Raw genomic sequence first — 25383 nt, forward strand, 5'->3', positions numbered from 1 at the left:
CACTCAGGTCGCGAGGCCGAGCTCAGGTCGCGAGGCCGAGCTCGTTGCGCCAGTGCGCGAGGAACTCGGCGCCGGCCGTGTCGTGGATCGCGTCGCCGATCGTGATCACCTCGTACGGGCGCTCCAGGATGCCGTCCGCCGGCCGCACGTCGACGTGCGCCACCTCGTACCCGGCGTCGTGGACGAAGTCCGCCATCTTGTAGTCGCTGCGCGAGTCGCCGATCGAGCGCCAGCGCCGAGGCAGCGGGCCGCGCGCCGCGAAGTAGTCGAATGCGCGCTGGGCGCCGCGATCCTTGTCGAGCAGCACGGACTCGATGTCGGTCGAGATGATCGTCGGATCGATGCGGAAGGGCACCTCGCCACGGGCATCCGGCGCCACGCGCTCGCCGTAGCGCAGCCCGATGCCGAGGCCGGTCAGCAGTTCGAACGCGGCGTCCTCGAAGCGGCCCTGCGCCTCGGCGTAGGTCTCCGGATCGACGTCGGTGCGTTGCTCCACCGAGATCATCGCCCGCTTGGTCTCGTCGAAGAACATCGTGTCTGCGAAGCGCTCGCGCACCAGGATCCGGATGCCGTCCACCGCGTCGTCGCCGAACGCGACCGTCTCGTCCACGGTCACCTCGCCCATGCCGTCGCCGGTGATCGCCGCCCAGGCGCCGCCCTTCTCGAAGACGCCGAACATGCGGGCGCCGTGCTCCTCGAGCGCCTCGGAGAGACCGGCATCGCACAGCGGGGCCACGACCTGATTGCGGATGAAGTCGCCCGAGCGCCCGGTGATGAACGCGATCGGCACCCCGGCCGCCGTCATCGCGACGAGGTCGGTGACGATGCTGCGGATGTTGATGGTGCGGGTGATCGGGCTGGCGATCGGCCCGTCGACGTCGAAGAGGAGTCCGAGATTGTGCACGGTCCATTGTCTCGCGCGACACCGCGGGCGTCGCACCTGCGTCGTAGTGTGAGAGTCCTATGCGACTCCTCCTCATCCGTCACGGCCAGACTCCCGACAATGTGCGCGGCGCCATCGGCACCATCGCGCCCGGTCCGCGCCTCACCGCGCTCGGCACGCGCCAGGCGAAGGCGCTGCCGGCCGCCCTGGCCGACCAGCGCATCGACGCGCTCAGCGTGAGCACTCTGGTTCGCACGCAGCTGACCGCTCGTCCGCTGGCCGCCGCCCGCGGACTGAAGCCACTGGTCATCGACGGACTGCGCGAGATCCAAGCGGGAGATCTCGAGGGCAAGCACGATCGCGACTCGGTGGCGATCTACCTGAAGACCTTTCTGGCCTGGGCGTCCGGCCAGCTCGACGCGCGCATGCCGGGCGCCGAGAGCGGTCACGAGTTCTTCCGCCGCTACGACGCGGCCGTCGAACGGGCGATCGCGGCGGATGCCTCGGGCGACGCGGGCCGCACGGTGGCGGTGGTCAGCCACGGCGCGGCCATCCGCACCTGGGTCGGCCTGCGGGCGGGCAACATCGAGGCCGACTTCGTGCGCGAGCACATGCTGTCGAACACGGGTCTCGTCGTCGTCGACGGCGACCCGGAGAGCGGCTGGCGGCTGCTCGACTGGGAGAGCGAGCCCGTCGGCGGCGAGGAGCTCGCCGAGCACGCCGTGGGCGAGGACCCCACCGGCGAAGCGTTCTGACGGGAAGGCGCCGGCGCGGAGTCAGCCGGCCGGCAGCACCGCCTGCACCAGGCGGGCGGTCGTGGCCTCCTCGGCCGGAACCCGGCTGATCGCCCGCAGGATCACCGCGCCGACGAGTGCCTCGCCGATCTCGGTGAGCGGGGCGCCCGCGGGAAGCTGCCCGGCATCCACCCCGGCCTGCAGTCGCACGATCAGACTCGAACTGGCGCCGAGGCTCTCGTGCAGACGGCGCCCGACGTCTTCGTTCTCCGCGGCCGCCGAGATGAGCGAGCGCATCAGCGCCTCGCCCCCCGGATGCTGGGCGATCGCCAGGATGCTGCCGAGCCAGTCGGTGAGATCGGCGCGCAGGTCGCCGGTGTCGGGCGGGTTGAGATCGTCGGGCAGCAGGAGGCCCTCGATGAGGCAGTCGGCGACCAGCGCGCCCTTCGACGACCACCACCGGTAGATGGTCTGCTTGCCGACCTTCGCGTCGGCAGCGATGCCCTCCATCGTGAGGTGGTCGTAGCCGCGTGTCGCGAACTGCCGGGCGGTGGCCTCGAGGATCGCGACCCTCGCCACCTCGCTGCGGGCAGGTCCGCGTCGGTGCTCAGACATCCTCACATCTTATGTTCAGAAGACGAGACGGTCCGTATCGTATTATCAAGCGCTGGCACGAGCGGCGCGGACGAGAGGCGTGGACCATGGCAGAACTGCTCTACAAGCTGGGCGTGTTCGCCGCCCGCCGGGTATGGGTCGTCATCACCGCCTGGGTGGTCGTGCTCGCGCTCGCGGTCGGCGGTTTCCTCATCGGGTTCAAGACGCTCACCTCGAGCTTCGACATCCCGGGGACCGCATCCGGGGCCGTCACCGACGAGCTCGCCGCCAAGCTGCCCGACTTCAGCGGGGCATCCGGAACCGTCGTCTTCACGACCCGCGACGGCTCGGCGCTCACCGCGACGCAGCGGGAGCAGATCAGTGCGCTCGTCGCCGACGGAGACGACCTGCCCGACGTCGCGACCATCAACGATCCGTTCGCCTCGGAGGCGCAGCGCGCCGACCAGCAGAAGCAGCTCGCCGACGGCGCCGCGAAGATCACCGCCGGTCGCGCGCAGCTCGACGCCGGCCAGAAGCAGTTGGATGCCGGCAGCGCCCAGCTCGCGGCCGCCCAGTCCCAGCTCGATCAGGCGCGCGCACAGGCGACGACGGCCGGGGCACCGACCGACCAGCTGGACGCGCAGCAGCAGCAGCTCGACGCGCAGAAGGCGCAACTCGCGGCGCAGCAGACGAAGCTCGACGCCGGGCGCACGACCCTCGAGCAGCAGAGCACGAAGGCCGACCTCGGTGCGAAGCTCCTCGCCCTCTCCGATGGCATCAGTGTCGTCTCGAAAGACGGCTCGACCGCGCTGGTGAACGTGGCGTTCACCGTGCCGCGACTGGAGCTCTCCGAGTCGTCGAAGCAGGCCGTGATCGACCACTTCGAGTCGAAGAAGATCGACGGCGCGGACGTCTCGTTCTCGACCGACATCTCTCAGGGCGTTCCGCAGATCTTCGGTGTCGGTGAGGCCGCCGGTCTCGTGTTCGCGGCGGTCGTGCTCCTCGTGATGCTGGGCGGCCTCATCGCCGCGTCGCTGCCGATCGTGACCGCCCTCGTCGGCGTGGCCATCGGCGTCGTCGGTTCGCTGGCCTTCTCCGGCATCGTCCAGATGGCATCCGTCACGCCGGTGCTCGGCGTGATGCTGGGGCTCGCGGTGGGGATCGACTACTCGCTGTTCATCGTGAACAGGCATCGAAAGCAGCTGCTGCAGGGCGCGGAGGTGCGGGAGTCGATCGGCCTCTCCAACGGGACGGCCGGCAACGCCGTCGTGTTCGCCGGCTCGACGGTGATCGTCGCACTGCTCGCGCTGAACGTCACAGGTGTGCCGTTCCTCGGGCTGATGGGAACGGTCGGCGCGGTGTGCGTGGCCGTGGCTGTGCTGATCGCGATCAGCCTCACGCCCGCGCTGCTCGGACTGTTCGGCACGAAGATCCTGAACAAGCGCGCCCGCGGCCGCATCGGCCACGAGCGTCACCAGCCGAAGCCGGTGCGCCCGATGTCGACGGTTCGCTCCATCGTGACCGTGCTGGTGAGCGTCGTCGCGCTGCTGATCGTGGCGATCCCCGCCCTCTCGATGCGCGTCGGCCTGCCCGACGGCTCGACCGAACCGGCCGGATCCGCGTCGTACCGCGCCTTCACGACGACCGAGAAGGCGTTCGGCGCCGGTGCGAACGGGCCCCTGCTCGTCACAGCGGCACTGCCCGCCGGCCTCGACGACGATCAGGTGCTCGAGAAGCAGGTGCTCGTCGCGCAGAAGATCGCCGATCAGCGCGACGTGGTCGCGGTGGCGCCGATCGCCGTGTCCGACGACAACCGGCTGGCGGCCTTCCAGGTCGTTCCGAAGGAGGGCCCGAACAGCGTCTCGACCGATCGGCTCGTGCGCGATCTGCGTTCGTTGCCGGCGGTCGGCGGCATCACGCTCGGCGTCGCGGGTCAGGCCGCCATCAACATCGACATCTCCGAGAGCCTCGCGAACGTGCTGCCGCTCTACCTCGTCGTCGTGGTCGGGCTGTCGCTCCTCATCATGATCCTGGTGTTCCGGTCGCTGCTCGTGCCGCTGATCGCGACGGGCGGGTTCATCCTGTCGCTTTTCGCCACCTACGGTGCCATCGTGGCGGTGTTCCAGTGGGGCTGGTTCGCCGACGCACTCGGCATCCACGGGACGGGGCCGATCCTGAGCTTCCTGCCGGTGATCCTGATCGGCATCCTGTTCGGGCTCGCGATGGACTACCAGCTCTTCCTCGCGTCCGGGATGCGTGAAGCGTATGTGCACGGAGCATCCGCACGCGTAGCGGTGATGCAGGGTCTGCGCGCAGGCCGGTCCGTCGTCACGGCGGCGGGGCTGATCATGGTCTCGGTCTTCGGTGGGTTCATCTTCTCGGAGTCGACGATGATCCGCTCGATCGGCTTCGGGCTCGCCATCGGAGTGCTCCTCGACGCGTTCGTCGTGCGCATGCTGCTGATGCCGGCCCTCATGCACCTGCTCGGCCGTTCGGCCTGGTGGCTGCCGCGCTGGCTCGACCGCATCCTGCCGAACGTCGATGTGGAGGGCGCTGCACTCGAGCGCCGCCACCACAGCGTTCCCGTCGTCGGCGAGGCGGAGCATCCGGACGTGCGCGTCGGCGTCTGACGCCCTACGTGTTTTCGGCCGCTCGGCCTGAGGGGGCCGTGCGCGCGTCGTAGATTCTCCCGGTGCTGCCTCACGCGGATGGCGGCCACGAGAAGGGAGTTCGGCGTGAGCGGTGGCATGCGGAGACGTTCTGGGCGGTGGGCGCTGGTGATGGCTGCGGCCGCGGTGATCGGTTCGCTCGTGACGGGATGCGCGGCGGGGTCGCTGGCGTCGCCGAGCGCCGCGAGCGCGTCGAACGCCTGGGATGCGGCGACCGGCACCATCGGGCTCGGCGAGCCGTCGGAACAGGTGCTCGAGCTCTGGTTCGATCCGCTGTGCCCGTGGTGCGCGAAGTTCGACGCGGAGAACGGCTCCGCGATCGCGGACCTCGTCGAGCGGGGCGAGGTCTCGCTCGTGCTGCATCCCCTGACGTTCCTCGACCGCGAGTCGAAGGGGTCGAAGTATTCGACGCGTGCGTCGACCGTGCTGATCGAGACCGCCCGCGTGGCTCCGGATGCCGTGCTGGCGGTGCTCGCCGAGCTCTACGAACGGCAGCCGGAGGAGGCCACGACGGGTCTCGACGACGCGGAGCTGACCGCCATCGCCGCCCGCCACGACGTCGACGTGCGCGAGGCACTCCGGCAGCGGGACCACGACGAGCTCCTCGCGGAAGTCACGACCGACGCGTTCGCCGGCTCGCACGCGATCACCGGTACGCCGTCCGCTCGCCTGAATGGCGACACCCTCGACCCCGGCGACGGCTTCCTCGAAGACCTCCGCGCCCGCCTAGCCGGCTAGCCGGCCGCCCCCTTTCGTCGAGGGGTGGCAAATCCGCCTAAACACGCCGGTGAGAGGCGCATTCGCCACCCCTCAACGAAACGGTCAGGCCGTGTTCTCCTGCGGGTCCGTGTCTTCGTGCGGCTCCTGAGCCTCTGCGCGACCCCGCGCGCGACTCGGCGGCTCGGTCAGGGGCGGCACCACGCTGTGGGTGAGCGCGTAGCGCACGAGATCCTCGATCAGATGGCTGGCCGTCGTCGAGCGCTCGCCGGCGATCCGGAGCAGCGCCGCGTACTCGGGCGCCGTGAACCGGATGGTCAGCGGGAGTCCGCCTGGCGGACGCGCGGGGCCGGATCTGGTCGACGGCGCCTCGGTCGTCGAGTGGAGCGGTGTGGTGAAATCACGCATCGAACCCTCCATGCCTCGAGCAAGAGGGGCGTGGACGTTGTCCGGGCTCCTCTCTCGAAGGGTACCACCGGCCCCTGAGCCCGCCTCCTCCCGCTTCCTCCCGCTTCCTTCCGTTGAGGGTGGCCGGTCTCGTTGAGGGGTGGCAAAAGCAGCCCCCACCGGCGTGTTCAGGCGAGTTTGCCACCCCTCAACGGAAGCGGGTACCGAAGGGGGCGCGGGAGGACGGAGCAGCAGCAGGGGCGGGGAGAGCGGCTGTGAGACACTACATTCCATGAGGCGCGCCACCATCTACGATGTGGCCCGCCAGGCCGGAGTCTCCCATCAGACGGTGACGCGGTTCCTCAACGGGTTCGAGGGCATCCGCCCCACGACCCGGGCGAAGGTGCAGTCCGCCATCGAGGAACTCAACTATCGCCCGAATGGCGCCGCGCGCTGGTTGCGGTCGCGACAGTCGAACAGGATCGGCATCCTCGCGCACCGCATGGAGCTGTCGGGGCCGGGGCGGATCATCGCGGGTGCCACCACCGCCGCGCGCAGCCGCGGCTTCGTTCTCGACATCGCGTCCATGGACGGCGAGGACACCGCCTCGGTCGACGCCGCCCTCGACGTCGTGATGGAGCACCAGATCGCGGGCGTCTTCGCCACCGCGCAGACGGATGTCGTGCGGGCGGCCGTCGCCAACCGCGCGATCGACGTGCCGATCTCCATCGACTCCGGTGAGGGCCTGGCGTCGGCCGGAGGCAACCCGCGCGCGCATCCCGGCCTGCTCGCGGCCGCCCATCTGGCGGACCTCGGCCACCGCTCGGTCGCCTTCGTCAACGGCCCCGGCGTGTGGATCGCGTCGGGGGAGCGCCGGAGCGGGTTCGTCGACGAGGTCGCCGGCCGCGGGCTGAAGCTCGCCTGGGAGACGGAGGGAGACTGGTCAGCCGAGTCGGGCTACCGCGCCGCCCATGAGCTTCCGGATGGCGTGACCGCGGTCGCGCTCGCCAACGACAGCATGGCCATCGGGCTGATCTTCGGTCTCGCGGAGCGCGGCATCCGGGTGCCGGACGACGTCAGCGTCATCGGCATGGACGACGCCCCCGAGTCGCGGTTCCACCTGCCGTCGCTGTCGACGATCCGCCTGGATTTCGAGGGCGAGGGTGCGTACCTGATGAACGTGCTGATCGCCAAGATCGAGGGCGAGAGCGTCGAGCAGGTCCCCGGATACCGCCTGCCGGAGCTCGTCGCGCGGGCGTCGACGGCCCCACCCGTCGCAAAGTAACCATCCGGTCACGGCTCTTGTGCGTTGCTTCACAGCGTGTGTAATGTAGCGGCCAACCTAATGTTGTCGACAACATTCAGGTGACGCAACCGCAGAATGTTGTCGACAACAGTACGACGAAGCAAAGGTCGACGATGACTCAGAACCCTCAGTTCCCCGGCGTGCTCTTCGGAGCCGCCTACTACGCCGAGTACCAGGAGGAGGGAACGCTCGATCGTGACCTCGACCTGATGGTGGAGGCGGGCTTCACCGTCATCCGGGTCGGCGAGTCGGTGTGGTCCACCTGGGAGCCGCGCAACGGTGAGTTCGACCTGGACTGGCTGCAGCCGGTGCTGGACGGAGCGCACGCACGGGGGATCGCGGTCGTCCTCGGCACACCCACCTACGCCATCCCGCCGTGGCTTCAGACCCTCCACCCCGAGATCGCGGCGATCGGCGCCGACGGCCGGGCCATCGGCTGGGGCGCGCGCCAGGAGATGGACCAGTCGGTGCCGGTCTACCGGTGGTACGCCGAGCGGGTCATCCGAAAGATGATCCCACGCTACGCCGACCACCCCGCCGTGATCGGCTACCAGGTCGACAACGAGCCCGGCAACAACCTGCCGCACAACGAGTCGACCTTCCAGGCGTTCGTCGCCTGGCTCCGCGCGCGCTACGGCACCGTCGAGCGACTCAACGAGGAGTGGGGCCTCGTCTACTGGTCGCACCGGATCTCCGAGTGGTCGGAGCTCTGGCGCCCCGCCGGCAACATGATGCCCCAGTACCAGCTCGAGTGGCGCCGCTTCCAGGGCGAGCAGGCCACCGACCTGATCGCCTGGCAGGCGGAGATCGTGCGCGAGTACGCCCGCGACGACCAGTTCGTCACCACCTGCATCTCGTACTCGCGTGCGCAGATCTCCGATGACGAGCTGGCCGCATCGCTCGACATCACGGCGGGCAACCCGTACTACCTGATGCAGGACGGCCTCTCCGCCGACGTCGACCTGCCGCGCCGGGCCGAATGGTGGCACACCGGGCCGTGGGCGCTGTTCCAGTGGGGCGACCGGGCCTTCTCGTCGGCGCAGGAGCGCTTCCTCGTCACCGAGACCAACGCGCAGTCGATCGGCGGCCCGTGGCAGAACCAGCCGCCGTATCCGGGTCAGATCAAGCAGGCGGCCTTCGCGCTGGTCAGCCGCGGCGCCCGGATGATCGAGTACTGGCACTGGCACACGCTGCACTTCGGCGTCGAGACGTACTGGGGCGGCGTGCTACCGCACAGCCAGGTGCCCGGCCGCATCTACCGGGAGGTCGCGGAGCTCGGCGCGAGCCTGAAGCGCATCGGCGACGCGCTCGACGGCTTCGAGCCGGATGCCGACGTGCTCATGCTCTACTCCACCGACACGAAGTGGTCCTTCGAGTTCTACCCGCCGCTCGCGACCGAGGAGGGCGGCCCCGACCATCGTTCGTACGCGCACATCGTGGATGCCTTCTACCGCGGCTTCAGCGAAGCCGGCGCGCAGGTGCGGGTTCAGCACACCCGGCAGTTCGTCGAACAGGATGCGGCCGACCTCGTCGCGCAGTATCCGGTGCTCGTCGCCGTCGCGGAGTACGTCGCCGACGACGCCGCGCTCGACGCGCTGCGTGCCTACGCCGAGGCCGGGGGCCACTTGGTGCTGGGCATCCGCACCGGCTACGGCGACGAACTGGCCCGGGCGCGGCGCGGTGTCGCCCCCGACCGGCTGCACGAGGCGGCCGGTGTCTGGTACGACGAGTACAGCAACCTGGCGGCCCCGCTCACGGTCACCGCGAGCAGCGGCGAGGCGGCATCCGGATTCGAGCTCGAGCCCGGCTCGCAGGCGACCGCGTGGGTCGACGTGCTGAACCTCGAGGGCGCCGAGACCGTTCTGGAGTACGAGCCGACCGAGCTCGGCGCGCGTGCCGCGATGACCACGACGCCGTTCGGCGCCGGGCGCGTGACCTACGTCGGCACGGTGCCCAACCAGCCGCTCGCCCGCAGCATCGCCCGCTGGCTGGTGCCGAGCACGGCATCCGAGCGCTGGCGCACCGAAACGCCCGTCACCGTCAGCACCGGCCGAGCCGGCGAGCGCACCGTAACGTTCGTGCACAACTGGTCGGGCACCGCGCACTCCGTCACCGTCCCCGCCGACAGCACCCTCGTCGAGACCGGCGAGCAGTTCGCCGCCGGGTCCCGTTTCACCCTCGAACCGCGCGACGTCGCCGTGTTCGAGGTCCCCGGTTCACAGGCGTGACCGGACCACCAAGAGAAAGAGAACGCTCATGAGGAAGAAAGCACCGAGAACAGCAGTGGCGCTGGGCACCGGCCTCCTGGCTGTCGCCCTCGCGCTGACCGGCTGCACCGGCGGCGGTGGCGGGACGTCGGGAACGACGACCAAGCCCGTCTCGCAGTCCGAGATCGACAAGGCGATGAAGACGCCGACCACCCTCACCTTCTGGACGTGGGTCCCCGACATCAAGAACGAGGTCGCCCTTTTCGAGAAGAAGTACCCGGCCATCAAGGTCGACGTCGAGAACGTCGGTCAGGGAGCCCCGCACTACCAGAAGCTGCGCACCGCGCTGAAGGCGGGCAAGGGCGCTCCGGATGTGGCGCAGATGGAGTTCCAGTACATCTCCTCGTTCACCGTGACCGACAGCCTGCTCGACCTCGCGCCGTACGGCGCCTCGAGTCTCAGCAACGAGTACGTGCCGTGGGTCTGGAACCAGGTCAAGCAGAACGACTCGATCTTCGCCATCCCGCAGGACTCGGGACCGATGGGAAACCTGTACCGCGAGGACATCCTCAGCAAAGCAGGAGTGACCAAGGCCCCGACGACCTGGGACGAGTACGCGACGGATGCCGCAGCGGTGAAGTCGAAGACCGGTGTGTTCATGTCGAACCTCGCATCGAGCCAGGCCGGCCAGATGCTCGGACTGCTGTGGCAGGCGGGCGTCAAGCCGTTCGGTTACGACGGCAGCAAGGGTGTGAAGGTCGACGTCAACAGCGCGGAGGCGAAGAAGGTGGCCACGTACTGGCAGGGCCTGATCCAGAAGGGGTATGTCTCGACCGACCCCGACTTCACCGACAGCTGGTACCAGGGTCTCGCCAACGGCAAGTACGCCGGATGGCTGACCGCGGCATGGGCGCCCGTCTTCCTGCAGGGTACGGCCGCGAAGACCTCCGGTCTCTGGCGTGCCGCCGCACTGCCGCAGACGCCGGGAGCGAAGGAGGCATCCGGTAACTGGGGTGGATCGTCCGACGCCGTGCTGAAGACGACGAAGAACCCGATCGCCGCCTACGAGCTGGCGAAGTTCATCAACAACGATCCCGAGTCGACGCTGATGCTGGCGAACAAGCAGTTCCTGTTCCCGACACTGAACGCGACCCTGAAGGATCCGGCGTTCGTCGACCAGGCTGCACCGTTCTACGGCGGCCAGAAGGTGAACGCGCTGTTCGCCGACATCTCCACCACCGTCGACACGAAGTTCGACTGGCTGCCCTACATGGACTACGCCTACTCGAGCTACACCGAGACGATGGGCAAGGCGCTCGCCGCGAAGGGCGATCTCTCGGCCGGGCTCGACGCCTGGCAGAAGGCCCTCGTCACCTACGGAACCCAGCAGGGCTTCTCCGTCAACAAGTAAGTCGTGCCGGGGCGGCGGGCCGACACCGCCGCCCCGGCACGCACCTGGTCGAACAAAGGAGTTCATCATGACCCAGTCCGTCGCACCATCGCCGGTGCGCGCGCGAGAGCGCATCCCGAAGGTGCGTCGCAAGCACAGCGCGAACCAGCGCCGGCTCAACATCGCGGCCTACCTCTTCGTCGCGCCGTTCATGATCGTGTTCATCGTGATGCTCCTGCTGCCGCTGTTCTACTCCGGCTACCTGAGCCTGTTCACGACCCAGCTCGTCGGCGGCTCGACCTTTGCGGGGTTCGCCAACTACCTCCGGGCCTTCACCGATCCCGACTTCCTCGCCGGCGTCGGCCGCATGGCGCTGTTCCTGGTCATCCAGGTGCCGATCATGCTCGCCCTGTCGCTCTTCTTCGCCCTCGCGCTCGACAGCGGCCGGGTGCGCGGATCCGTGGCCCTGCGGTTGCTGATCTTCCTGCCGTTCGCCGTGCCCGGCGTCGTCGCCACGCTGATGTGGGGCTACCTGTACGGCAACGACTTCGGCCCGATCGCCCAGACGTTCCGGGCCGTCGGTCTGGGGGCTCCCGACCTGCTGAGCGCAGGGAACATGCTGGGCTCGATGATGAACATCGTCACCTGGGCCTTCGTCGGCTACAACATGATCATCATGTACGCCGCGCTGCGGTCGATCCCGACCGAGCTCTTCGAGGCGGCGGAGATCGACGGCGCCAGTCAGTGGCGGGTGGCGTGGAGCATAAAGATCCCGGCCATCCGGCCGGCGATCGTGCTCACTGTGATCTTCTCGATCATCGGCACCTTCCAGCTCTTCAACGAGCCGAGCCTGCTGCATGCGCTCGCGCCCAACGTCATCGACAACGGCTACACGCCGAACTACTACGCCTACAACCTCGCGTTCACGAACCAGGACGTCAACTACGCCGCGGCCATCGCCTTCCTCCTCGGACTGGTGATCGCGATCGTGTCGTACGTCGTCCAGCTCACGACGCAGCGAAAGGAAGCCCGAAATGACTGACACAGCGACGGGCGAACCGATCGCCCCACCGTCGGAGGCGCCGCCCCGGCGCAACACCAATCGCCGGGGTGAGGGCACGTCGTACAACAGAGAGAAGCAGCGCAGCACCCTGCTGACCGTGCTGCTCTGGATCTGCGCGCTCTACTTCGTGCTGCCGATCGTGTGGCTGTTCATCGCATCCACCAAGAACAACGGCGATCTGTTCAGCACCTTCGGGTTCGCGTTCGGGCACTCGTTCGACCTCTTCACGAACATCGCGGCGGTCTTCACGACCCAGAACGGCATCTACCTGCACTGGGCGATCAACACGCTGGTCTACGCGCTGGTGAGCGCCATCGGCGCGTCGCTTCTGGCGACCATGGCGGGCTACGCGTTCGCCAAGTACCGCTTCCCGGGTGCGATCGTCATGTTCAGCGTGGTGCTGGGGGCCATCATGATCCCGCTCACGGCGCTCGCCCTGCCGACCTACCTGATGTTCAGCCAGCTCGGCATCACGAACACTCCGGCGGCGGTCATCGTGCCGTCGCTCGTCAGCCCGTTCGGCGTGTTCCTGATGCGGGTCTATGCGGCCGACGCCATCCCGGACTCGATGATCGAAGCGGGCCGGGTGGATGGCGCGGGCGAGTTCCGCATCTTCTGGCAGGTGGGCCTGCGGCTCCTCGGGCCGGGGATCGTCACCGTGTTCCTGTTCGCGCTGGTCGGGACCTGGAACAACTACTTCCTTCCGCTGATCATGCTGAACAGCTCCGAGCTGTATCCGCTGACCGTCGGCCTCGCCCAGCAGCAGGCCACGAGCGCAGCCGGCGGCGGGTCGCAGGCGTTGTTCTCGGTGGTCATCACGGGATCGCTCGTCTCGATCATCCCGCTGGTCATCGCCTTCCTGTTCCTCCAGCGCTACTGGACGACGGGACTCGCGAGCGGAAGTGTGAAGGAATGAGCGACTTCTGGTACGGCGGGGACTACAACCCGGAGCAATGGCCCGCCGAGGTCTGGCGTGACGACGTGACGCTGATGAACAGGGCGGGCGTCAACCTGGCCTCGGTCGGCATCTTCTCCTGGGCGCGCATCGAACCGCGGGACGGCGAGTTCGACTTCGCCTGGCTCGACGAGGTGCTCGACCTGCTGCACGCGGGAGGGGTGCGCGTCGACCTGGCCACGGCCACGGCGTCACCGCCCCCGTGGCTCGCGATCGCGCATCCGGAGATGCTGCCGGTCACCGAACAGGGCGTGACCCTCTCGTCGGGGAGCCGGCAGGCGTACTGCCCGAGCTCGCCGGTGTACCGGCGCTACGCGGCCCGGCTCGTGGAGGCGATCGTCGCGCGGTACGCCGACCATCCCGCGCTCGAGCTGTGGCATGTGAACAACGAATACGGATGCCACGTCAGCCATTGCTACTGCGACGCGTCGGCCGCCGCGTTCCGCTCGTGGCTGGAACGCAAGTACGGCTCGATCGAGGCGCTCAACGACGCCTGGGGCACGGCCTTCTGGTCGCAGCACTACGCCGGCTTCGACGAGATCCTGCCGCCGCGGGCGGCGCCCACCTTCAAGAACCCCACGCAGCTGCTCGACTTCGACCGCTTCAGCTCGGACGAACTGCTGGAGTGCTACCGCGCCGAAGCGGCGATCATCCGGCGCTCATCGACGGTGCCGATCACGACGAACTTCATGGGGTTCTTCAAGGCCGCCGACTATTGGAAGTGGGCGCAGGAGGTCGACATCGTGTCGGACGACTCCTATCCGGATCCGGCCGATCCGTACTCGTCGGCGTACGCCGCCATGCAGCGGGACCTGATGCGCTCGCTCGGCGGTGGCGCACCGTGGCTGCTGATGGAGCAGGCGCCGAGCGCGGTCAACTGGCGCGAGCGCAACGCGGCGAAGCTGCCGGGGCAGATGCGCGCCTGGTCGTATCAGAGCATCGGGCGCGGGGCCGACGGCATCCTCTTCTTCCAGTGGCGGCAGGCCGTGGCGGGCGCGGAGAAGTTCCACTCCGGCATGGTGCCGCACGGCGGAACAGACACGCGCGTCTTCCGCGAGGTCGAGCAGCTCGGGGCGGAGCTGCGCATGCTCTCGGGCGTCGAGGGTCTGTTGGGCGCTCCCGTGCCCGCGCAGGTCGCGATCGTCTTCGACTGGGACTCGTGGTGGGCGATCGAGCAGCCGGCGTCACCGGCGGCGGTGAGCTACATCGTGGATGTGTTCAGCTGGTACCGGGCGCTCGCCGCGGCCGGCGCGACGATCGACTTCGTGCGCCCCACCGACGACCTCGCCGGCTACCGCGTCGTGGTGGTGCCGTCGCTGTTCGTGGCGAGCGACGAGCAGCTGACGGCGCTGGACGCCTACGCCGCCGGCGGGGGCACGTTGGTCGTCGGGTACCTCACGGCGGTGCTCGACGAGAATCTGCACGTGCGCACGGGCGGGTATCTCGGGCTGCTCCGCGAGACGCTCGGGGTGTGGATCGAGGAGTTCGCGCCGCCCGCCGCTCCGGATCTCGCGGCGCTCGGCAGCGGCACGCCTCCCGTGCTCACGGTGAGCGGCGACGCGATCGGCGGCGTCGCGGAGGCCACGCTGTGGGGCGAGTACGTGCGCATCACCTCGGCCACGGTGGACGCGGTGTTCGAGGGCGGTGCGCTCGACGGGCATCCGGCCGTCACGCATCACGACCGCGGGGCGGGGACGGCCTGGTACGTCGCGACGCAGCTCGACGACGCTCCGCTCGGCACCCTGCTCGACGGCATCCTGACGGCGTCGGCCGTCGACCGCCTGCCGCGCGCGGCCGGAGTGGAGTTCGTCCGACGCGGCACGCATCTCGTGGCGATCAACCACTCGGATGCCGCAGTGACGCTCGAACTGCTCGGCACCGACATCCTCACCGGAGCCCCTGCCTCCGGCCTGTCGCTAGCGCCGCAGGCCGTGGCCCTCATCGCCGACGCCTGATTGACGTCGAGGGGCGGCGAACGCATCCAAAACCGCGGGTTTCGATGCCTTCGCCACCCCTCAACGAAGCGCGACCGAGGGGCGCCTCAGAACTTGTTGCCGAGCGCCTTGTTCTTGATCGCGTCGAACTCGCCCTGCGTGATCACGCCCTGATCGAGCAGGTTCTTCGCCTTCTCGATCTCATGGGCCGGGTTCGCGAACGAGCTCGACTTGGCGCCGTCGTCATAGTCCTCCCTGACCTGCGCATAACGGGCGCCCTGTCGCTCGGCCATGCCACGGCCGCGGGCGATCAGGTACACCAGCGCGGTGAGGAACGGCACGAAGATCAGGAAGATGACCCAGACCGCCTTCCACCAGCCGTTCAGCTTCTGGTCGCGGAACAGATCGGCCAGGATCGCGAACAGCGCGAAGAAGTACGCCGTATAGGCGAAGATCCAGAAGACGAACCAGATAACGCTCCAGAAGTTGTTCCAGTCCATGGTGCATCCCCTCGTCGTCGGATGGCCACAGGCTATACCCGGAGGGGTATGCAAGGGCAAGGGTCACGACGGGTGCGTCAGATCAGCACGGGATACGACGCCAGGATGACCGCTCCCGCGATGGCGATCACAATCGCGAGTCCGAGCAGGAACCAGTCGACCCACGGGTAGCGGTTGCGGCTCGACATGGCGCTGAAGAACAGCACGAGCGCGAAGAGAACGGTGAGCAGCGAGTAGTTGTCGCCGCGCTGGTTGCTCTGCAGAGCGGCGTTGAATGTGGCATCGGCCTTCGTCGAGAGCTTGTCGGCCTCGGCCTGGCCCGCCGGCACATAGCTGGGTTCGGCGAACGGCGACGCCGTCGACTCGCCGCCCTTCTGCCACGCGTCGAACGCGACCTGGAAGGCCGGGGTGAAGCGGGCCTCGACGTACGACGCCAGCTTCTCGTCGCCGGTTGCGCGGGCATCCACCCACTGCGCGTAGATCGTGAGATCGATCGAGCGCGCCTCCCTGGCGTCGTTGGAGGCGTTCAGGGACTGGATGCGGTCGGAGGAGGCCTGGCTGAACTCGATCGACATCTCACCGCTCCACTTCGAGGATTCGAAGCCGCACCAGGCGGTGAGGATGGCCGTCACCGAGAGCATGAACACCGCGACGATCTCGCGGAGCTCCGTCGGCCAGGTCCGTTCTTTACGGGGCGGGGTTTCCGATTCGGACATCGGCACCAGTGTGCGACAGCGCCCGGCGCCTCACGTCACCCGTCGAGGATGATCATGAGGGCCGGGCGCGATGGAGACGACCTGCTACGCGACCGACCAGCCGCCGTCCGACGGCAGGATCACGCCGTTGACGTTCACACCGTCGTCGCTCAGCAGGAAGGTGATCGACGCCGCGAGAGCGTCGGCTTCAGCGGCATCCGGCAGGATCGTCATGGCGAGCTGCACGCGCTCGGCACCGAGTGCGGACCCGAACGACGCCTCGATGTTGGTGATGGTCGGTCCGGGGGCGACAGCATTGACGCGGATGCCGCTCGGGCCGTACATGAAGGCGCTGCTCTTGGTGATGCCGGCCACCGCGTGCTTCGACGCCGTGTAGGCGACACCGGCCGCGGAGCCGCGGAGGGCCGCCTCCGACGCGGTGTTCACGATCGACCCGGAGGCCTGGGCGAGCATCGCGGGGATGACGGCGCGCATCAGCTTCATCGTGCCGGTGACGTTGATCGAGAACACGCGGTCCCAGATCGCGTCGGAGACCTCGTGCACCGGGGTCATGTTGTCCATGATCCCGGCGATGTTGGCCAGTCCGTCGATGCGGGGTCCGGCGGCGGCGACGATCGCGGCGATCGCCGCGTCGTCGGTGATGTCACCGGCGACCGGCACGATCTCGGCCTCGGGCAGCTCGGCGGCGAAGGCGTCGAGGCGCTCCCGGGAGATGTCGACGGCGACGACGCGGCCGCCCTCACGGGCGATGCGGGATGCGGTGGCGCGGCCGATGCCGGAGCCGGCTCCGGTCACGATCACGGTCTTGCCCGCGAAGCGTCCTGCGGTGACGACCTCGACCCAGGGCTCGGGCTCGGGAGCCGAGGCGGGGGACTCCGCTGCGGATTCGTCGGCGGCAGCGGTCGCGCCGGGGACGGCGGTCGAGCCTGCCGGCACTTCGCCGGACTCGACGCGCTGCACGAGCTCGTCGATCATCTGCTGCGTGAAGGCGCCCTTGCTCAGCGACACGAGGCGCTTGAGTGCGAGGCGGTGCACGGGTCGCAGCACGTCCGCATCCTGACCGGACTGCGCCAGGAGGTCGCGGATGATCGGGCCACCGACGGGGTCTTCGAGCCACGTGCGGATCGACGAATCGCCGGAGAGCGTACCTGCGTTCTTGCTCATGGGTATCTGTTCCTCTTTCTCTGCGGGGCGCGTCGCTGGGGGATACGGGCGCTGACCCCTGATCTACCGGACAACACTGTCCGGTAGTACGCTACACCCGTGCCAGCTGACGGGAAGATGAACAGAGGACGAAGTGCCGGTCCCGAGAACCGTCGGGCTCTCATCGCCGCCGCGCGCGAGGTCTTCGCCGAGGGCGGATTCGCCGCTCCGCTGAGCGCGGTCGCCCGTCGAGCCGGGGTCGGACAGGGCAGCCTCTACCGGCACTTCCCCGATCGCATCGCGCTGGCGCTGGCGGTGTTCGACGACAACATCACCGATCTCGAGGCGTTACGAGATCGACCGGATGCCCGCATGAGCGACCTCTTCGACGAGATCTCCGAACAGGCGATCGCCTCCACCGCCCTCATCGACATGATCAGCACCGAGCGCCACGACCCGCGGGCCGAAGAGCTCGGCGCGCGGGTGTCCGCCGTCGTCGACGCGGTGCTCGTGCGCGATCAGGACGCCGGGCGCATCCGGGCGAGCGTCACCGGGGGAGACGTGATGCTCGCGGTGTCGATGCTCGCGTTCCTGCTCTCGCGCACCGACCACGACGAGCGTCCGGCGATCGCCGAGCGGGCGCGCCGCATCTTCCGCGAGGGGTTCGCGACCGATCCCGACGTGAGCGCCTAGGCCGCGCCCCCTCGGACGGCTACAGGCCGTAGTCCAGATCGAAGTCGTCGCGGAACGTCTCCGGTCCGCTCGCACCGGCGCTCTCCGGCTCGGGCGGCGGGGCGAATTCGATGCGCGCCTCGGTGGACGCGGTGATGAGCAGGTCCGTGCGCCGGCCGGCCGTGCTGATGATCGTCACGAACGAGCCTCCGTTGCGCACGGCGTCGACGATCGAGCGCTTCAGATCTTCGACGTCGACATCGAAGCGATAGCGCTGTGTTCCCACGACAAGAGTCGGAACGTCCATCGCGCCTCCTTCGGGTCGGAGCAACCTCAGCTGGCTGCCCTGGCGATAGTACGCGCATCTTCTGCGGGTGCTACCGGGCCGCGGGGGAGTAGCGTTCAACCATGGATGCCCGCATCGCGCAGCTCGAGGGCGGCCCGTTCGACGGCCGCACCTGGGATCTGACGGAGTACGCCTTTCAGGCGGAGTTGACCGACGAAGACGGCCGCACGGCGATCTACATCGAGACCGACCGGCTGACCGCCAACGGTCTTCCGATCTGGTCGGTCGACGTCGACTAGCCCCTGGCGTCGGCCAGTCGTGACCGGCCGAGTTCGACCAGTTCGGCGACGGCCGCGCCGAGGCGCGCGGGTTCGGGGGTCAGTTCCACGACGAGGTCGTCGACCGAGCGCATGCCCGCACGGTCGAGCAGCGTCTTCTCGTTGGTGACCCACTCGCCCCGGGCGGCCATCACCGCGTGCGCGAACTGCATCGCCGACGTCGCGAGCAGCCCGGCGCAGGCCGTCACCCGGCCGTGGGCTGCGTGGTTGCGCTCGGCGTACACCGCTGTGATCTCCGCGCGGCCCGACCACTCGTCGGCAGCAGCCCGGCGCAGAGCATCCGGGTAGTGGGGGCGCGGCAGCGAGCCGCGGAGCACACGGTTGATGGCGAGCTCGCCGACCACCAGATAACTCGGGATGAGCGCGAGGTGGAACAGGAGCGGCTCGATGCGGAAACGCCCGGCCTCGGCCTCGCCGAGCTCGTGCTCGATCACGTCGAGATCGCGATAGTGCACGTCGACCGCGCGTCCGTCGATCGTCAGCCAGGCGCCGCCGTTGAAGACTCCGCCGCCCCACCCGCCGATCTCGGCGACCTCGCCCGGCCAGCCGAGGTCGCGGAGCGCCTGCGGACGGAAGGCGCCGCGATAATAGACGGCGAGATCCCAGTCGCTGTCGGGCCGCTCCGTGCCTTGAGCGCGCGAGCCTCCGAGGCTCACCGCCTCGACCGCGGGAAGGGAGGCGAGGCGATCGGCAACAGCGTCGAGGAACCGGGCGTCGTCCATCCGGTCATCGTAGCGAGAGCGATCGACGCCGCGCCCCGGACATCGGCTCAGCGCCATCGTAGGCCGGGCCACCGGGGCGGGCTGAGAATCCGTGTGTGCACGGATACCAGCTGCCGAACCCGCTCGATACGCTCGGCGGAGCGCCCGACCCGAGGGCGCATGCACGCAACGGCATATGAGAGGCATCCCATGAGCACGACCGCCCCTGCCCCGCTCCACCGACCGGAGACCCGCCAGTACGCGTGGGTTCGCCACCTGATGCCCCGCATCGTCATCGGGGCCTTGATCGCCGCAGCGCTCGTCGGCGTCTACGCGGTTCTCATCGGGGAGTTCGACGAACTGTGCTGGCGTCTGATCGGCACGATCTCGCTCTTCGTCTTCTTCTCGCTGGTCTCCTGGTACGACGCGGACGTGTCGGCGCGGCGCGCCCCCTGGTTCGGCGCCGTCAGCGTCGTGACCTCGGTCTACCTGCTGATCGCCGGTCTCGTGAAGGTCTGGACGCCGAACACGTACGACGGGAGCTCCCCCTGGTGGGAGCCGTTCGCCTGGTTCGCGCTGGTGGCCGTCGCGCGGCTCGGGCTGCTCCACATCCACCTGGTGCTCAACACGCAGCGCCGGTTCACCGGCCCTCTCATGAGCAAGGTGACCATCGGCACGCTCACCCTCGTCGGACTGCTGACGGTCGGACTGTCACTGCCGCTGATCTTCACGCGTGTCGACTTCGGCGAGACGTACTGGCGGCTGATGGGCGTGATCGCGATCCTGGATGCTCTGGGCACCATCCTGATCCCGCTGACCTTCTCGCTCTTCGGTCCGAAGGTGGCGAAGCCCCAGCAGCAGTTCCCGCCGCGGCCGGTGCAGCAGCCGGCGGCGGCGTTCCAGAGCTGGCAGCCCATGGCGGCCGCGCCGTCGACTCCGGCCGCGCCGCCCGCTCCGCCCACTGCGCCCGCTCCGGCGGCGCCGACAACTCCCACACCGCCGGCCGTCCCCGCCGCTCCGTCCTTCGCGCCGCCGTCGACCGCATACCCGCGACTCGTCGTCGGCTCCGGTCTGCAACTCGAGTGGCCCCGTTACATCAACGGTGCACCGCTCCCCGCACGCCCCGACGGCTCTCCGGACTTCACCGGAGTCGTCGGATACGCCTGACACCGGCTTGCATCCGGCGCGCACCGAAAAGGTGCTGCCGGGGCGACGTCGCGGCGTCGGCGGTGCGCGCTATCGTTCCGGCATGCACTGCGCGGTCCTCCTCCCGAACGGCGCGCCCTGCCCGGATCCGGTCGAGGCGGGCTCCCCGGTGCCGCTCTGCACCCACCACCTCGTGGCGGCGTACGACTGGGTCGCCTCCGACGTGGGGATCACCGACCTCCTCCCGTCACCGTGCCTGGCATGCGGCTCGCGTCTCGGCGTGCGGTACCCGTCGGGCTGGCTCTGCGCGATCTGCGAGTGGCGGCAGGGCGATATCCCCGACGGCGATGCGCTCGACGACCGCGTCGACGTCGTCTACTACCTGCGCTTCGACGACCGGGTGAAGATCGGAACGTCCGGTAACCCTCGCCAGCGGATCGCAGCACTCCCGCACCACGAGGTACTCGCGTTCGAGCGCGGCGGCCGGATGCTCGAGCAGCGCCGGCACCGGCAGTTCGCCGCCCACCGCATCCCTCGCACCGAATGGTTCGAGCCGAACGACGACCTCGCCGCGCACCTCGCCGCCCTGAGTGCCGGAGTGGACGATCCGTGGGGCCTCTACGACCGCTGGCGCAGCGAACGGATCGCGCTGCGCGGCTGATCGGCCCGGTTCACGAACCCGCAACCCTTTGGTACCCTCGAACGGGTATGCAGCCAGCAGACCCCCAACGCGCACACGGCCGCCGCTCGGCAGGCCGACGCCTGCCGACTCCGGCCGTCGTCATGGCGCTGCCGTTGCCGAACCGCATCGCGCTCGGTCTGATGGCGCTCGCGCTCATCGCCGGGCTCTCCATCGCGCCGACCCAGCGGGCTCAGGCGGCGGTGCCGACGTTCGATGAGCGCATCGCCGGGCAGACGATGAAGGTCGCACCGGGCGTGACGGCGCAGACCGTCGTGCGCGATGGCGTCGCCGCGACCGACGGCGTGCAGACCCTGGCGAACAACGGGACCAACGCCGACTGGGCCAAACTCGTGCTCCTGTTCGGCGGCTGGCCGAAGACCGAAGAGAACGTCACCGTCATCCTGCGCTGGATGCGGCAGGAGAACGGTCCTCCCGACTGGTGGAACCGTAACAACCCGCTGAACAACGGTTACGGCTCCGGCGGGGGCGCCGGCCTCGGCAGCTATCCCGACCTGGTCACGGCCGCGCGCTACTGCGCCGAGAACCTGCACCGCGGGTATCCGGAGATCGTGGCCGGCCTCGCCGCCGGAAGCTCCGCGGATGCGACTGCCCAGGCGATCTGGGCGTCTCCATGGGCGTCGAGCCATTACGCCAACGGCGCCCACTGGAGTACGCGGCCCGTCGAGATCGTGCAGGCTCCGGCCGACGCCTGGTGATCGACACCGCGCCGAGGGACTGATTCCGAGCGCTTCTTCCCACTAGGGTGAGCACCATCGAACCCTGGGGAGACGACGATGCGGGCATCCAAGCGAACACCGGCCGCGCAGCCGGCGACGGCACCGGCGACGACGGTGGTGGCACCACGGCCTGAGCAGCCGTTCGAGCCGCGCAGCTCGCGCACACCCCTGCAGTGGGGCTATCTCGTCTCCTTGGGCGTCATCGGCGCCATCGCCACCGGGCTGGCGCTCTACGGACTCCGCTCGATCCTGTTCATGATCTTCTTCGCCGCGTTCGCGACGGTCGGGCTCGACCCGCTCATCCGGTGGTTCCAGCGGCACCACTTCTCGCGGGCGTGGGCGATCGTGACGGTCATCCTGCTGATCGTCGGCGTCGCGGTTGCGATCGTCTGGGTGGTGCTCCCGCTGGTGGTCAGCCAGATCAGCTACCTGGTGCAGGCGATCCCCAAAGAGATCAACACCCTGCGCGACCAGGGCTGGTTCGACACGGCCAACGAGGCGAGCAACGGCGTGCTCGGCAACTTCGTCACCTGGATCGCCAAGGAGGTCAAAGACCCGACCGTCTGGGCCGCGATCGGCAGCGGGGTGGTCGGCTTCGGGCTCGGGGTGCTCGACGCGATCACCTCCGGCTTCTTCGTACTGATCCTCACCATCTACTTCATCGCCAGCTACGACTCCACGAAGAACGCGGCCTACAAGCTGGTGAGCGCCTCGCACCGGCCGACCTTCATCGAGTACTCCGAACGCATCCTGCGCAACTTCGGGAAGTACCTCAGCGGCATGGTGATCCTGGCGTTCTTCAACGCGGTGTACAGCACGATCCTCCTGGTGGTCACGGGTGTGCCCGGCGCGTTCCTCATCGGCATCGCGGCGTTCTTCATCACACTCATCCCGTTGATCGGAACGGTGCTGACGACGATCGCGATGACGATCATCGCGCTGATCCACTCGCCGGTCTCGGCGCTCATCGTGCTGATCTTCATGCTCATCTACATGCAGGTCGAGGCCTACATCCTCACCCCGAAGGTCATGGGCAAGGCGGTGCAGATCCCGGGCTCGGTCGTGCTGATCTCCGCGCTCGCCGGGTCGACACTGTTCGGGCTGGCCGGCGCGCTCGTCGCCATCCCGATCTCGGCGGGCATCATCCTGATCATCAAGGAGCTGGTGATGCCGCGCAAGGAGCTCCGCTGACGCGGGCGGCGCAGCCGGTGGTCCATGGGCGGCCGCGTTCGTGTTCCGTTCGGATGCGGCCCTCACGCGTCCGGATTCCGTAAGGATCCCGATGGCGGGGCGGCCGCGCACGTAGAACAGGAGCGTGTCCACTGCATCCCGTCTTCCATCCGCCCTCGAACGTCGCAGCGGCGACCGTCCCCGTCGAGCCGGTCGCCGTGTCGAGCGGTGCCTCCGCGTGCTGTCGGAGGGACGCCATCCGTGGGGTTACCTCGACCAGACGTCGAGCGCGAGCGCGCACCGCAGCGGGGTGGTCTCGCACCGCCTCGTCGTGTTCGCGCCGGGAACCAACGCAGCGGAGCGCAGGATCCTCATGGCCTATCGCCAGTGGCCGCTGGTGGGCGGTCTCGGAGCGCTCGTCACCGCAATGGTGCTGGCGCCGGTCGCGTCGTGGGCGGCGCTCGTCGGGATGCTCGGGCTGTACGTGGCCGGGTGCATGGTGCTCGCGCGGGTGTCCCGCGAGCTGCGGCGGGCGTGCCGCAGCGTCAGCGCGTCGAGCATGGTGGTCGGGACGACACTGCACCGAGCGGGTGACGCGCGCACGCTGGGTGCCTGCCGCGCAGCGCTTCTCGCTCTGGAGAAGCGGAAGGATCGTGGCGAGATCGGCGAGGTCGAGTTCGAGGCCGGGTGGGGTCAGGTCTACGCGACGATCACAGCTGCAGGTCAGCCGAGCGTTCGCTGAGTAAACATACCATTCGTCCGGTTAATGCTAGGCTCGCTGACAGCGAGGCGCCGACGCGGCTGCCGTCACTACGGGGGTTGTGACGGCGCGTCGGCGCCTCGATCTCGTTGCCGCCTCGGTCTCGTTACGGCGTCCGGTTCCTCTCAGGCGGAGTAGCGGTAGAAGCCCTCGCCCGTCGACAGGCCGAGCTTGCCCTTGTCGATGTAGTTCTCCTTGAGGTACGCGGCGAACTCGCGCTGCTTGGGGCCGGCCGCCGCGGAGATGTTGTAGGCCGTCGTGAGGCCAACGATGTCGAAGATCTGGAAGGGTCCCACCGGGGATCCCGTGCCGATGCGCCAGGTCTTGTCGATGGTCTCGGGGTCGGCGATTCCGTCGACGAGCAGTTCGGATGCGGCATCCAGCAGGGGGACCAGCAGCGAGTTGAGCACGTAGCCGGCCTTCTCCTTCTTGATCTCGATCGGGACCATGCCGATCGCCGAGGCGAAGTCGACCACCGTCTGGTACACCGCGGGGTCGGTCTGGGTGGTGCCCATGATCTCCGCCGTGTTGTTCACCCACACGTGGTTGGCGAAGTGCAGGGCGAGGAACTCGGCAGGCCGCCCGGTGAATGCGACGAGGTCGCTCGGCAGCAGGGTGGACGAGTTGGTGGCGAAGATCGTCTTCTCGGGGGCGAGCTCACCGAGCTTCGTGTAGGTCTCCTGCTTGAGCTGCAGGTTCTCGGGGATCGCCTCGATGACCAGGTCGGCGTCAGCGACGGCGTCCGCCAGATCGGACGAGTACCGGATGCGCTGCAGAGCCTGCTGGGCCGCGCCGCCGGCGGCCCCCGCGACCTCGGACTCGTAGGTGGCGGCGAGACCGGCGAACCGCTTCTCGGCGGTGGCGAGCACCTCGTCGGTGATGTCGTAGGCGGTCACGGTGAAGCCGTGGAAGGCGGTCTGGTACGCGATCTGCGAGCCGAGAACACCTGTTCCCAGAACGGTGACGTTGGTGATGTCTGTCATTGCTGCTCCTTCTCAGAGGTGGTCGGGGTGGTCAGGTAGCCGCGGGCGATCACCTCGAAGTCCGCGGCGAGATCGGTGAGCAGGTCGTCGGTCGAGGTCGCGGTGATGGCGGCATCGGCGATGGCGAGGTGCATGGCGGCGAAGATCGCCCGTGCAGCGGCGGCGCTGTCGGGTGCGGGGGAGGCGCCGGGGTTCGCGCGCAGCCAGGAGTCGCGGAGGGTGGCGGCGATGCGCTCGCGCAGTGCGACGAACAGCTCGAGCCCCTCCGCGCGGTAGCGCTCGCCGGGGTCGCCGAAGAGGATCTCGCGCTGGTAGACGAGGGTGTTCTCGTCACTGTTGCGGCCGGCGCGCACCAGCGGGGTGACGAGGCGGAGCGCCCGATCGGCGGCCGGGCCATCCGGATCGTCGGCGTCGATGCCCGACTGGATGCTCTGGGCGCTCTTGTCGTTGTAGACCATGACGAGCAGCTCGGCCTTGGTGGCGGCGTAGCGGAACACCGTGCCGGCGGCGACGTCGGCTTCGTCCGCGATCTGCTGGGTGGTGACGGCGGCGAATCCGTCGCGGTCGAACAAGCGGGCGGCTGCATCGAAGATGCGCGACCGCTTCTCCTCTTTGTTGCGCTCGCGCCGGCCTGCGGGCCGGGTGGACTCATCCGTCATCGTCACACCTCTTCCCGATCGCACGAAATGAATGAACTCATAAATGAGTCT

General features: G+C 68.8%; 26 protein-coding genes. 16 read left to right on the forward strand and 10 right to left on the reverse strand.

The features are described from left to right. Positions 1–22 precede the first annotated feature (22 nt). On the reverse strand, positions 23–904 hold the full coding sequence (locus PKE84_RS09180; protein ID WP_271176927.1) for a hypothetical protein: 882 nt from the start codon (positions 902–904) through the stop codon (positions 23–25). A 59-nt stretch (positions 905–963) separates the two neighbouring features. On the opposite strand from PKE84_RS09180, the gene PKE84_RS09185 reads away from it, so the two are divergent. Then, positions 964–1638 carry a histidine phosphatase family protein gene (locus tag PKE84_RS09185; RefSeq protein WP_271176928.1) on the forward strand — a complete coding sequence of 225 codons (675 nt, stop codon included), beginning with the start codon at positions 964–966 and terminating at the stop codon, positions 1636–1638. A 21-nt stretch (positions 1639–1659) separates the two neighbouring features. Here the strand turns inward: PKE84_RS09185 and PKE84_RS09190 are convergent, their stop codons facing one another. After that, positions 1660–2232 (reverse strand): TetR/AcrR family transcriptional regulator, encoded by a 573-nt coding sequence (locus PKE84_RS09190; protein ID WP_271176929.1) that lies wholly within the window; start codon positions 2230–2232, stop codon positions 1660–1662. A gap of 86 nt (positions 2233–2318) precedes the next feature. Here PKE84_RS09190 and PKE84_RS09195 point away from each other — a divergent pair, with 86 nt between their 5' ends. Both PKE84_RS09195 and PKE84_RS09200 read left to right on the forward strand, forming a co-directional pair. After that, on the forward strand, positions 2319–4841 hold the full coding sequence (locus PKE84_RS09195; RefSeq protein WP_271176930.1) for an MMPL family transporter: 2523 nt from the start codon (positions 2319–2321) through the stop codon (positions 4839–4841). A gap of 150 nt (positions 4842–4991) precedes the next feature. Continuing rightward, a complete protein-coding gene (locus tag PKE84_RS09200) occupies positions 4992–5618 on the forward strand; it encodes a DsbA family protein (RefSeq protein ID WP_271176931.1) in 627 nt (208 codons plus the stop codon). A gap of 84 nt (positions 5619–5702) precedes the next feature. On the opposite strand, the gene PKE84_RS09205 is transcribed toward PKE84_RS09200, so the two are convergent. Then, on the reverse strand, positions 5703–6005 hold the full coding sequence (locus PKE84_RS09205) for a hypothetical protein (protein WP_271176932.1): 303 nt from the start codon (positions 6003–6005) through the stop codon (positions 5703–5705). 271 nt (positions 6006–6276) lie between these two features. Between PKE84_RS09205 and PKE84_RS09210 the strand changes: the two genes are divergently transcribed. The 6 genes from PKE84_RS09210 to PKE84_RS09235 all read left to right on the forward strand — a co-directional run bounded on the left by PKE84_RS09210 (position 6277) and on the right by PKE84_RS09235 (position 14860). After that, the gene (locus PKE84_RS09210; RefSeq protein WP_271176933.1) at positions 6277–7269 is read left to right on the forward strand and encodes a LacI family DNA-binding transcriptional regulator; all 993 of its coding nucleotides are present in this window, start codon (positions 6277–6279) and stop codon (positions 7267–7269) included. A 134-nt stretch (positions 7270–7403) separates the two neighbouring features. After that, positions 7404–9518, forward strand: coding sequence for a beta-galactosidase (locus PKE84_RS09215; RefSeq protein WP_271176934.1), 2115 nt, complete (start codon positions 7404–7406; stop codon positions 9516–9518). A 28-nt stretch (positions 9519–9546) separates the two neighbouring features. Further along, complete coding sequence (locus PKE84_RS09220; RefSeq protein ID WP_271176935.1) at positions 9547–10908, forward strand: extracellular solute-binding protein; 1362 nt, start codon at positions 9547–9549, stop codon at positions 10906–10908. Positions 10909–10975: 67 nt separating this feature from the next. Next, the gene (locus PKE84_RS09225; RefSeq protein ID WP_271176936.1) at positions 10976–11929 is read left to right on the forward strand and encodes a carbohydrate ABC transporter permease; all 954 of its coding nucleotides are present in this window, start codon (positions 10976–10978) and stop codon (positions 11927–11929) included. Beyond that, positions 11922–12866: a carbohydrate ABC transporter permease gene (locus PKE84_RS09230; protein ID WP_271176937.1), complete on the forward strand. Its 945-nt coding sequence runs from the start codon at positions 11922–11924 to the stop codon at positions 12864–12866. The genes PKE84_RS09225 and PKE84_RS09230 overlap by 8 nt, the downstream gene beginning before the upstream one ends. After that, positions 12863–14860: a beta-galactosidase gene (locus PKE84_RS09235; RefSeq protein ID WP_271176938.1), complete on the forward strand. Its 1998-nt coding sequence runs from the start codon at positions 12863–12865 to the stop codon at positions 14858–14860. Before PKE84_RS09230 ends, PKE84_RS09235 begins: the two co-directional genes overlap by 4 nt. 86 nt (positions 14861–14946) lie before the next feature. Here PKE84_RS09235 and PKE84_RS09240 read toward each other — a convergent pair whose 3' ends face one another. The 3 genes from PKE84_RS09240 to PKE84_RS09250 form a co-directional block, all read right to left on the reverse strand. Next, entirely contained in the window at positions 14947–15339 is a 393-nt protein-coding gene (locus tag PKE84_RS09240; RefSeq protein ID WP_271176939.1) for an SHOCT domain-containing protein, read from the reverse strand. 77 nt (positions 15340–15416) lie between these two features. Next, on the reverse strand, positions 15417–16055 hold the full coding sequence (locus PKE84_RS09245) for a hypothetical protein (protein WP_271176940.1): 639 nt from the start codon (positions 16053–16055) through the stop codon (positions 15417–15419). An 84-nt stretch (positions 16056–16139) separates the two neighbouring features. Continuing rightward, positions 16140–17219 carry an SDR family NAD(P)-dependent oxidoreductase gene (locus PKE84_RS09250; RefSeq protein ID WP_271176941.1) on the reverse strand — a complete coding sequence of 360 codons (1080 nt, stop codon included), beginning with the start codon at positions 17217–17219 and terminating at the stop codon, positions 16140–16142. 99 nt (positions 17220–17318) lie between these two features. On the opposite strand from PKE84_RS09250, the gene PKE84_RS09255 reads away from it, so the two are divergent. Continuing rightward, on the forward strand, positions 17319–17891 hold the full coding sequence (locus PKE84_RS09255; protein WP_271176942.1) for a TetR/AcrR family transcriptional regulator: 573 nt from the start codon (positions 17319–17321) through the stop codon (positions 17889–17891). A 19-nt stretch (positions 17892–17910) separates the two neighbouring features. Here the strand turns inward: PKE84_RS09255 and PKE84_RS09260 are convergent, their stop codons facing one another. Beyond that, positions 17911–18177: a hypothetical protein gene (locus PKE84_RS09260; RefSeq protein ID WP_271176943.1), complete on the reverse strand. Its 267-nt coding sequence runs from the start codon at positions 18175–18177 to the stop codon at positions 17911–17913. 101 nt (positions 18178–18278) lie between these two features. On the opposite strand from PKE84_RS09260, the gene PKE84_RS09265 reads away from it, so the two are divergent. Then, entirely contained in the window at positions 18279–18455 is a 177-nt protein-coding gene (locus PKE84_RS09265; RefSeq protein ID WP_271176944.1) for a hypothetical protein, read from the forward strand. Here the strand turns inward: PKE84_RS09265 and PKE84_RS09270 are convergent. Further along, a complete protein-coding gene (locus tag PKE84_RS09270; RefSeq protein ID WP_271176945.1) occupies positions 18452–19216 on the reverse strand; it encodes a nucleotidyltransferase domain-containing protein in 765 nt (254 codons plus the stop codon). The two genes, PKE84_RS09265 and PKE84_RS09270, sit on opposite strands and share 4 nt — an antisense overlap. 189 nt (positions 19217–19405) lie before the next feature. Here PKE84_RS09270 and PKE84_RS09275 point away from each other — a divergent pair, with 189 nt between their 5' ends. The 5 genes from PKE84_RS09275 (at position 19406) to PKE84_RS09295 (ending at position 23672) form a co-directional block, all read left to right on the forward strand. Then, complete coding sequence (locus tag PKE84_RS09275; RefSeq protein WP_271176946.1) at positions 19406–20362, forward strand: hypothetical protein; 957 nt, start codon at positions 19406–19408, stop codon at positions 20360–20362. 82 nt (positions 20363–20444) lie between these two features. Beyond that, positions 20445–21002, forward strand: a complete 558-nt coding sequence (locus tag PKE84_RS09280) for a GIY-YIG nuclease family protein (RefSeq protein WP_271176947.1) — start codon at positions 20445–20447, stop codon at positions 21000–21002. A 47-nt stretch (positions 21003–21049) separates the two neighbouring features. Further along, the gene (locus tag PKE84_RS09285; RefSeq protein WP_271176948.1) at positions 21050–21739 is read left to right on the forward strand and encodes a hypothetical protein; all 690 of its coding nucleotides are present in this window, start codon (positions 21050–21052) and stop codon (positions 21737–21739) included. Positions 21740–21877: 138 nt separating this feature from the next. After that, on the forward strand, positions 21878–22951 hold the full coding sequence (locus PKE84_RS09290) for an AI-2E family transporter (protein ID WP_271176949.1): 1074 nt from the start codon (positions 21878–21880) through the stop codon (positions 22949–22951). Between the two features lie 124 nt (positions 22952–23075). Next, positions 23076–23672: a DUF6611 family protein gene (locus PKE84_RS09295; RefSeq protein WP_271176950.1), complete on the forward strand. Its 597-nt coding sequence runs from the start codon at positions 23076–23078 to the stop codon at positions 23670–23672. A 143-nt stretch (positions 23673–23815) separates the two neighbouring features. Here PKE84_RS09295 and PKE84_RS09300 read toward each other — a convergent pair whose 3' ends face one another. Continuing rightward, on the reverse strand, positions 23816–24673 hold the full coding sequence (locus tag PKE84_RS09300) for a 3-hydroxyacyl-CoA dehydrogenase (protein WP_271176951.1): 858 nt from the start codon (positions 24671–24673) through the stop codon (positions 23816–23818). Then, a complete protein-coding gene (locus tag PKE84_RS09305; RefSeq protein WP_271176952.1) occupies positions 24670–25332 on the reverse strand; it encodes a TetR/AcrR family transcriptional regulator in 663 nt (220 codons plus the stop codon). Before PKE84_RS09305 ends, PKE84_RS09300 begins: the two co-directional genes overlap by 4 nt. Positions 25333–25383: the final 51 nt, after the last annotated feature.

It is taken from the genome of Leifsonia poae, from assembly GCF_027921845.1.
In the GTDB taxonomy this organism is placed as follows: domain Bacteria; phylum Actinomycetota; class Actinomycetes; order Actinomycetales; family Microbacteriaceae; genus Leifsonia; species Leifsonia poae.

What these genes read in the sequence shown, in the direction of transcription:
- PKE84_RS09195 (WP_271176930.1), top strand. Translation starts at nt 2,319, where the DNA reads ATGGCAGAACTGCTCTACAAGCTGGGCGTGTTCGCCGCCCGCCGGGTA.
- PKE84_RS09235 (WP_271176938.1), top strand. Translation starts at nt 12,863, where the DNA reads ATGAGCGACTTCTGGTACGGCGGGGACTACAACCCGGAGCAATGGCCC.
- PKE84_RS09200 (WP_271176931.1), top strand. Translation starts at nt 4,992, where the DNA reads ATGGCTGCGGCCGCGGTGATCGGTTCGCTCGTGACGGGATGCGCGGCG.
- PKE84_RS09250 (WP_271176941.1), bottom strand. Translation starts at nt 17,219, where the DNA reads ATGAGCAAGAACGCAGGTACGCTCTCCGGCGATTCGTCGATCCGCACG.
- PKE84_RS09260 (WP_271176943.1), bottom strand. Translation starts at nt 18,177, where the DNA reads ATGGACGTTCCGACTCTTGTCGTGGGAACACAGCGCTATCGCTTCGAT.
- PKE84_RS09270 (WP_271176945.1), bottom strand. Translation starts at nt 19,216, where the DNA reads ATGGACGACGCCCGGTTCCTCGACGCTGTTGCCGATCGCCTCGCCTCC.
- PKE84_RS09190 (WP_271176929.1), bottom strand. Translation starts at nt 2,232, where the DNA reads ATGTCTGAGCACCGACGCGGACCTGCCCGCAGCGAGGTGGCGAGGGTC.
- PKE84_RS09285 (WP_271176948.1), top strand. Translation starts at nt 21,050, where the DNA reads ATGCAGCCAGCAGACCCCCAACGCGCACACGGCCGCCGCTCGGCAGGC.
- PKE84_RS09205 (WP_271176932.1), bottom strand. Translation starts at nt 6,005, where the DNA reads ATGCGTGATTTCACCACACCGCTCCACTCGACGACCGAGGCGCCGTCG.
- PKE84_RS09230 (WP_271176937.1), top strand. Translation starts at nt 11,922, where the DNA reads ATGACTGACACAGCGACGGGCGAACCGATCGCCCCACCGTCGGAGGCG.
- PKE84_RS09305 (WP_271176952.1), bottom strand. Translation starts at nt 25,332, where the DNA reads ATGACGGATGAGTCCACCCGGCCCGCAGGCCGGCGCGAGCGCAACAAA.
- PKE84_RS09185 (WP_271176928.1), top strand. Translation starts at nt 964, where the DNA reads ATGCGACTCCTCCTCATCCGTCACGGCCAGACTCCCGACAATGTGCGC.
- PKE84_RS09300 (WP_271176951.1), bottom strand. Translation starts at nt 24,673, where the DNA reads ATGACAGACATCACCAACGTCACCGTTCTGGGAACAGGTGTTCTCGGC.
- PKE84_RS09275 (WP_271176946.1), top strand. Translation starts at nt 19,406, where the DNA reads ATGAGCACGACCGCCCCTGCCCCGCTCCACCGACCGGAGACCCGCCAG.
- PKE84_RS09280 (WP_271176947.1), top strand. Translation starts at nt 20,445, where the DNA reads ATGCACTGCGCGGTCCTCCTCCCGAACGGCGCGCCCTGCCCGGATCCG.
- PKE84_RS09210 (WP_271176933.1), top strand. Translation starts at nt 6,277, where the DNA reads ATGAGGCGCGCCACCATCTACGATGTGGCCCGCCAGGCCGGAGTCTCC.
- PKE84_RS09240 (WP_271176939.1), bottom strand. Translation starts at nt 15,339, where the DNA reads ATGGACTGGAACAACTTCTGGAGCGTTATCTGGTTCGTCTTCTGGATC.
- PKE84_RS09220 (WP_271176935.1), top strand. Translation starts at nt 9,547, where the DNA reads ATGAGGAAGAAAGCACCGAGAACAGCAGTGGCGCTGGGCACCGGCCTC.
- PKE84_RS09245 (WP_271176940.1), bottom strand. Translation starts at nt 16,055, where the DNA reads ATGTCCGAATCGGAAACCCCGCCCCGTAAAGAACGGACCTGGCCGACG.
- PKE84_RS09215 (WP_271176934.1), top strand. Translation starts at nt 7,404, where the DNA reads ATGACTCAGAACCCTCAGTTCCCCGGCGTGCTCTTCGGAGCCGCCTAC.
- PKE84_RS09225 (WP_271176936.1), top strand. Translation starts at nt 10,976, where the DNA reads ATGACCCAGTCCGTCGCACCATCGCCGGTGCGCGCGCGAGAGCGCATC.
- PKE84_RS09265 (WP_271176944.1), top strand. Translation starts at nt 18,279, where the DNA reads ATGGATGCCCGCATCGCGCAGCTCGAGGGCGGCCCGTTCGACGGCCGC.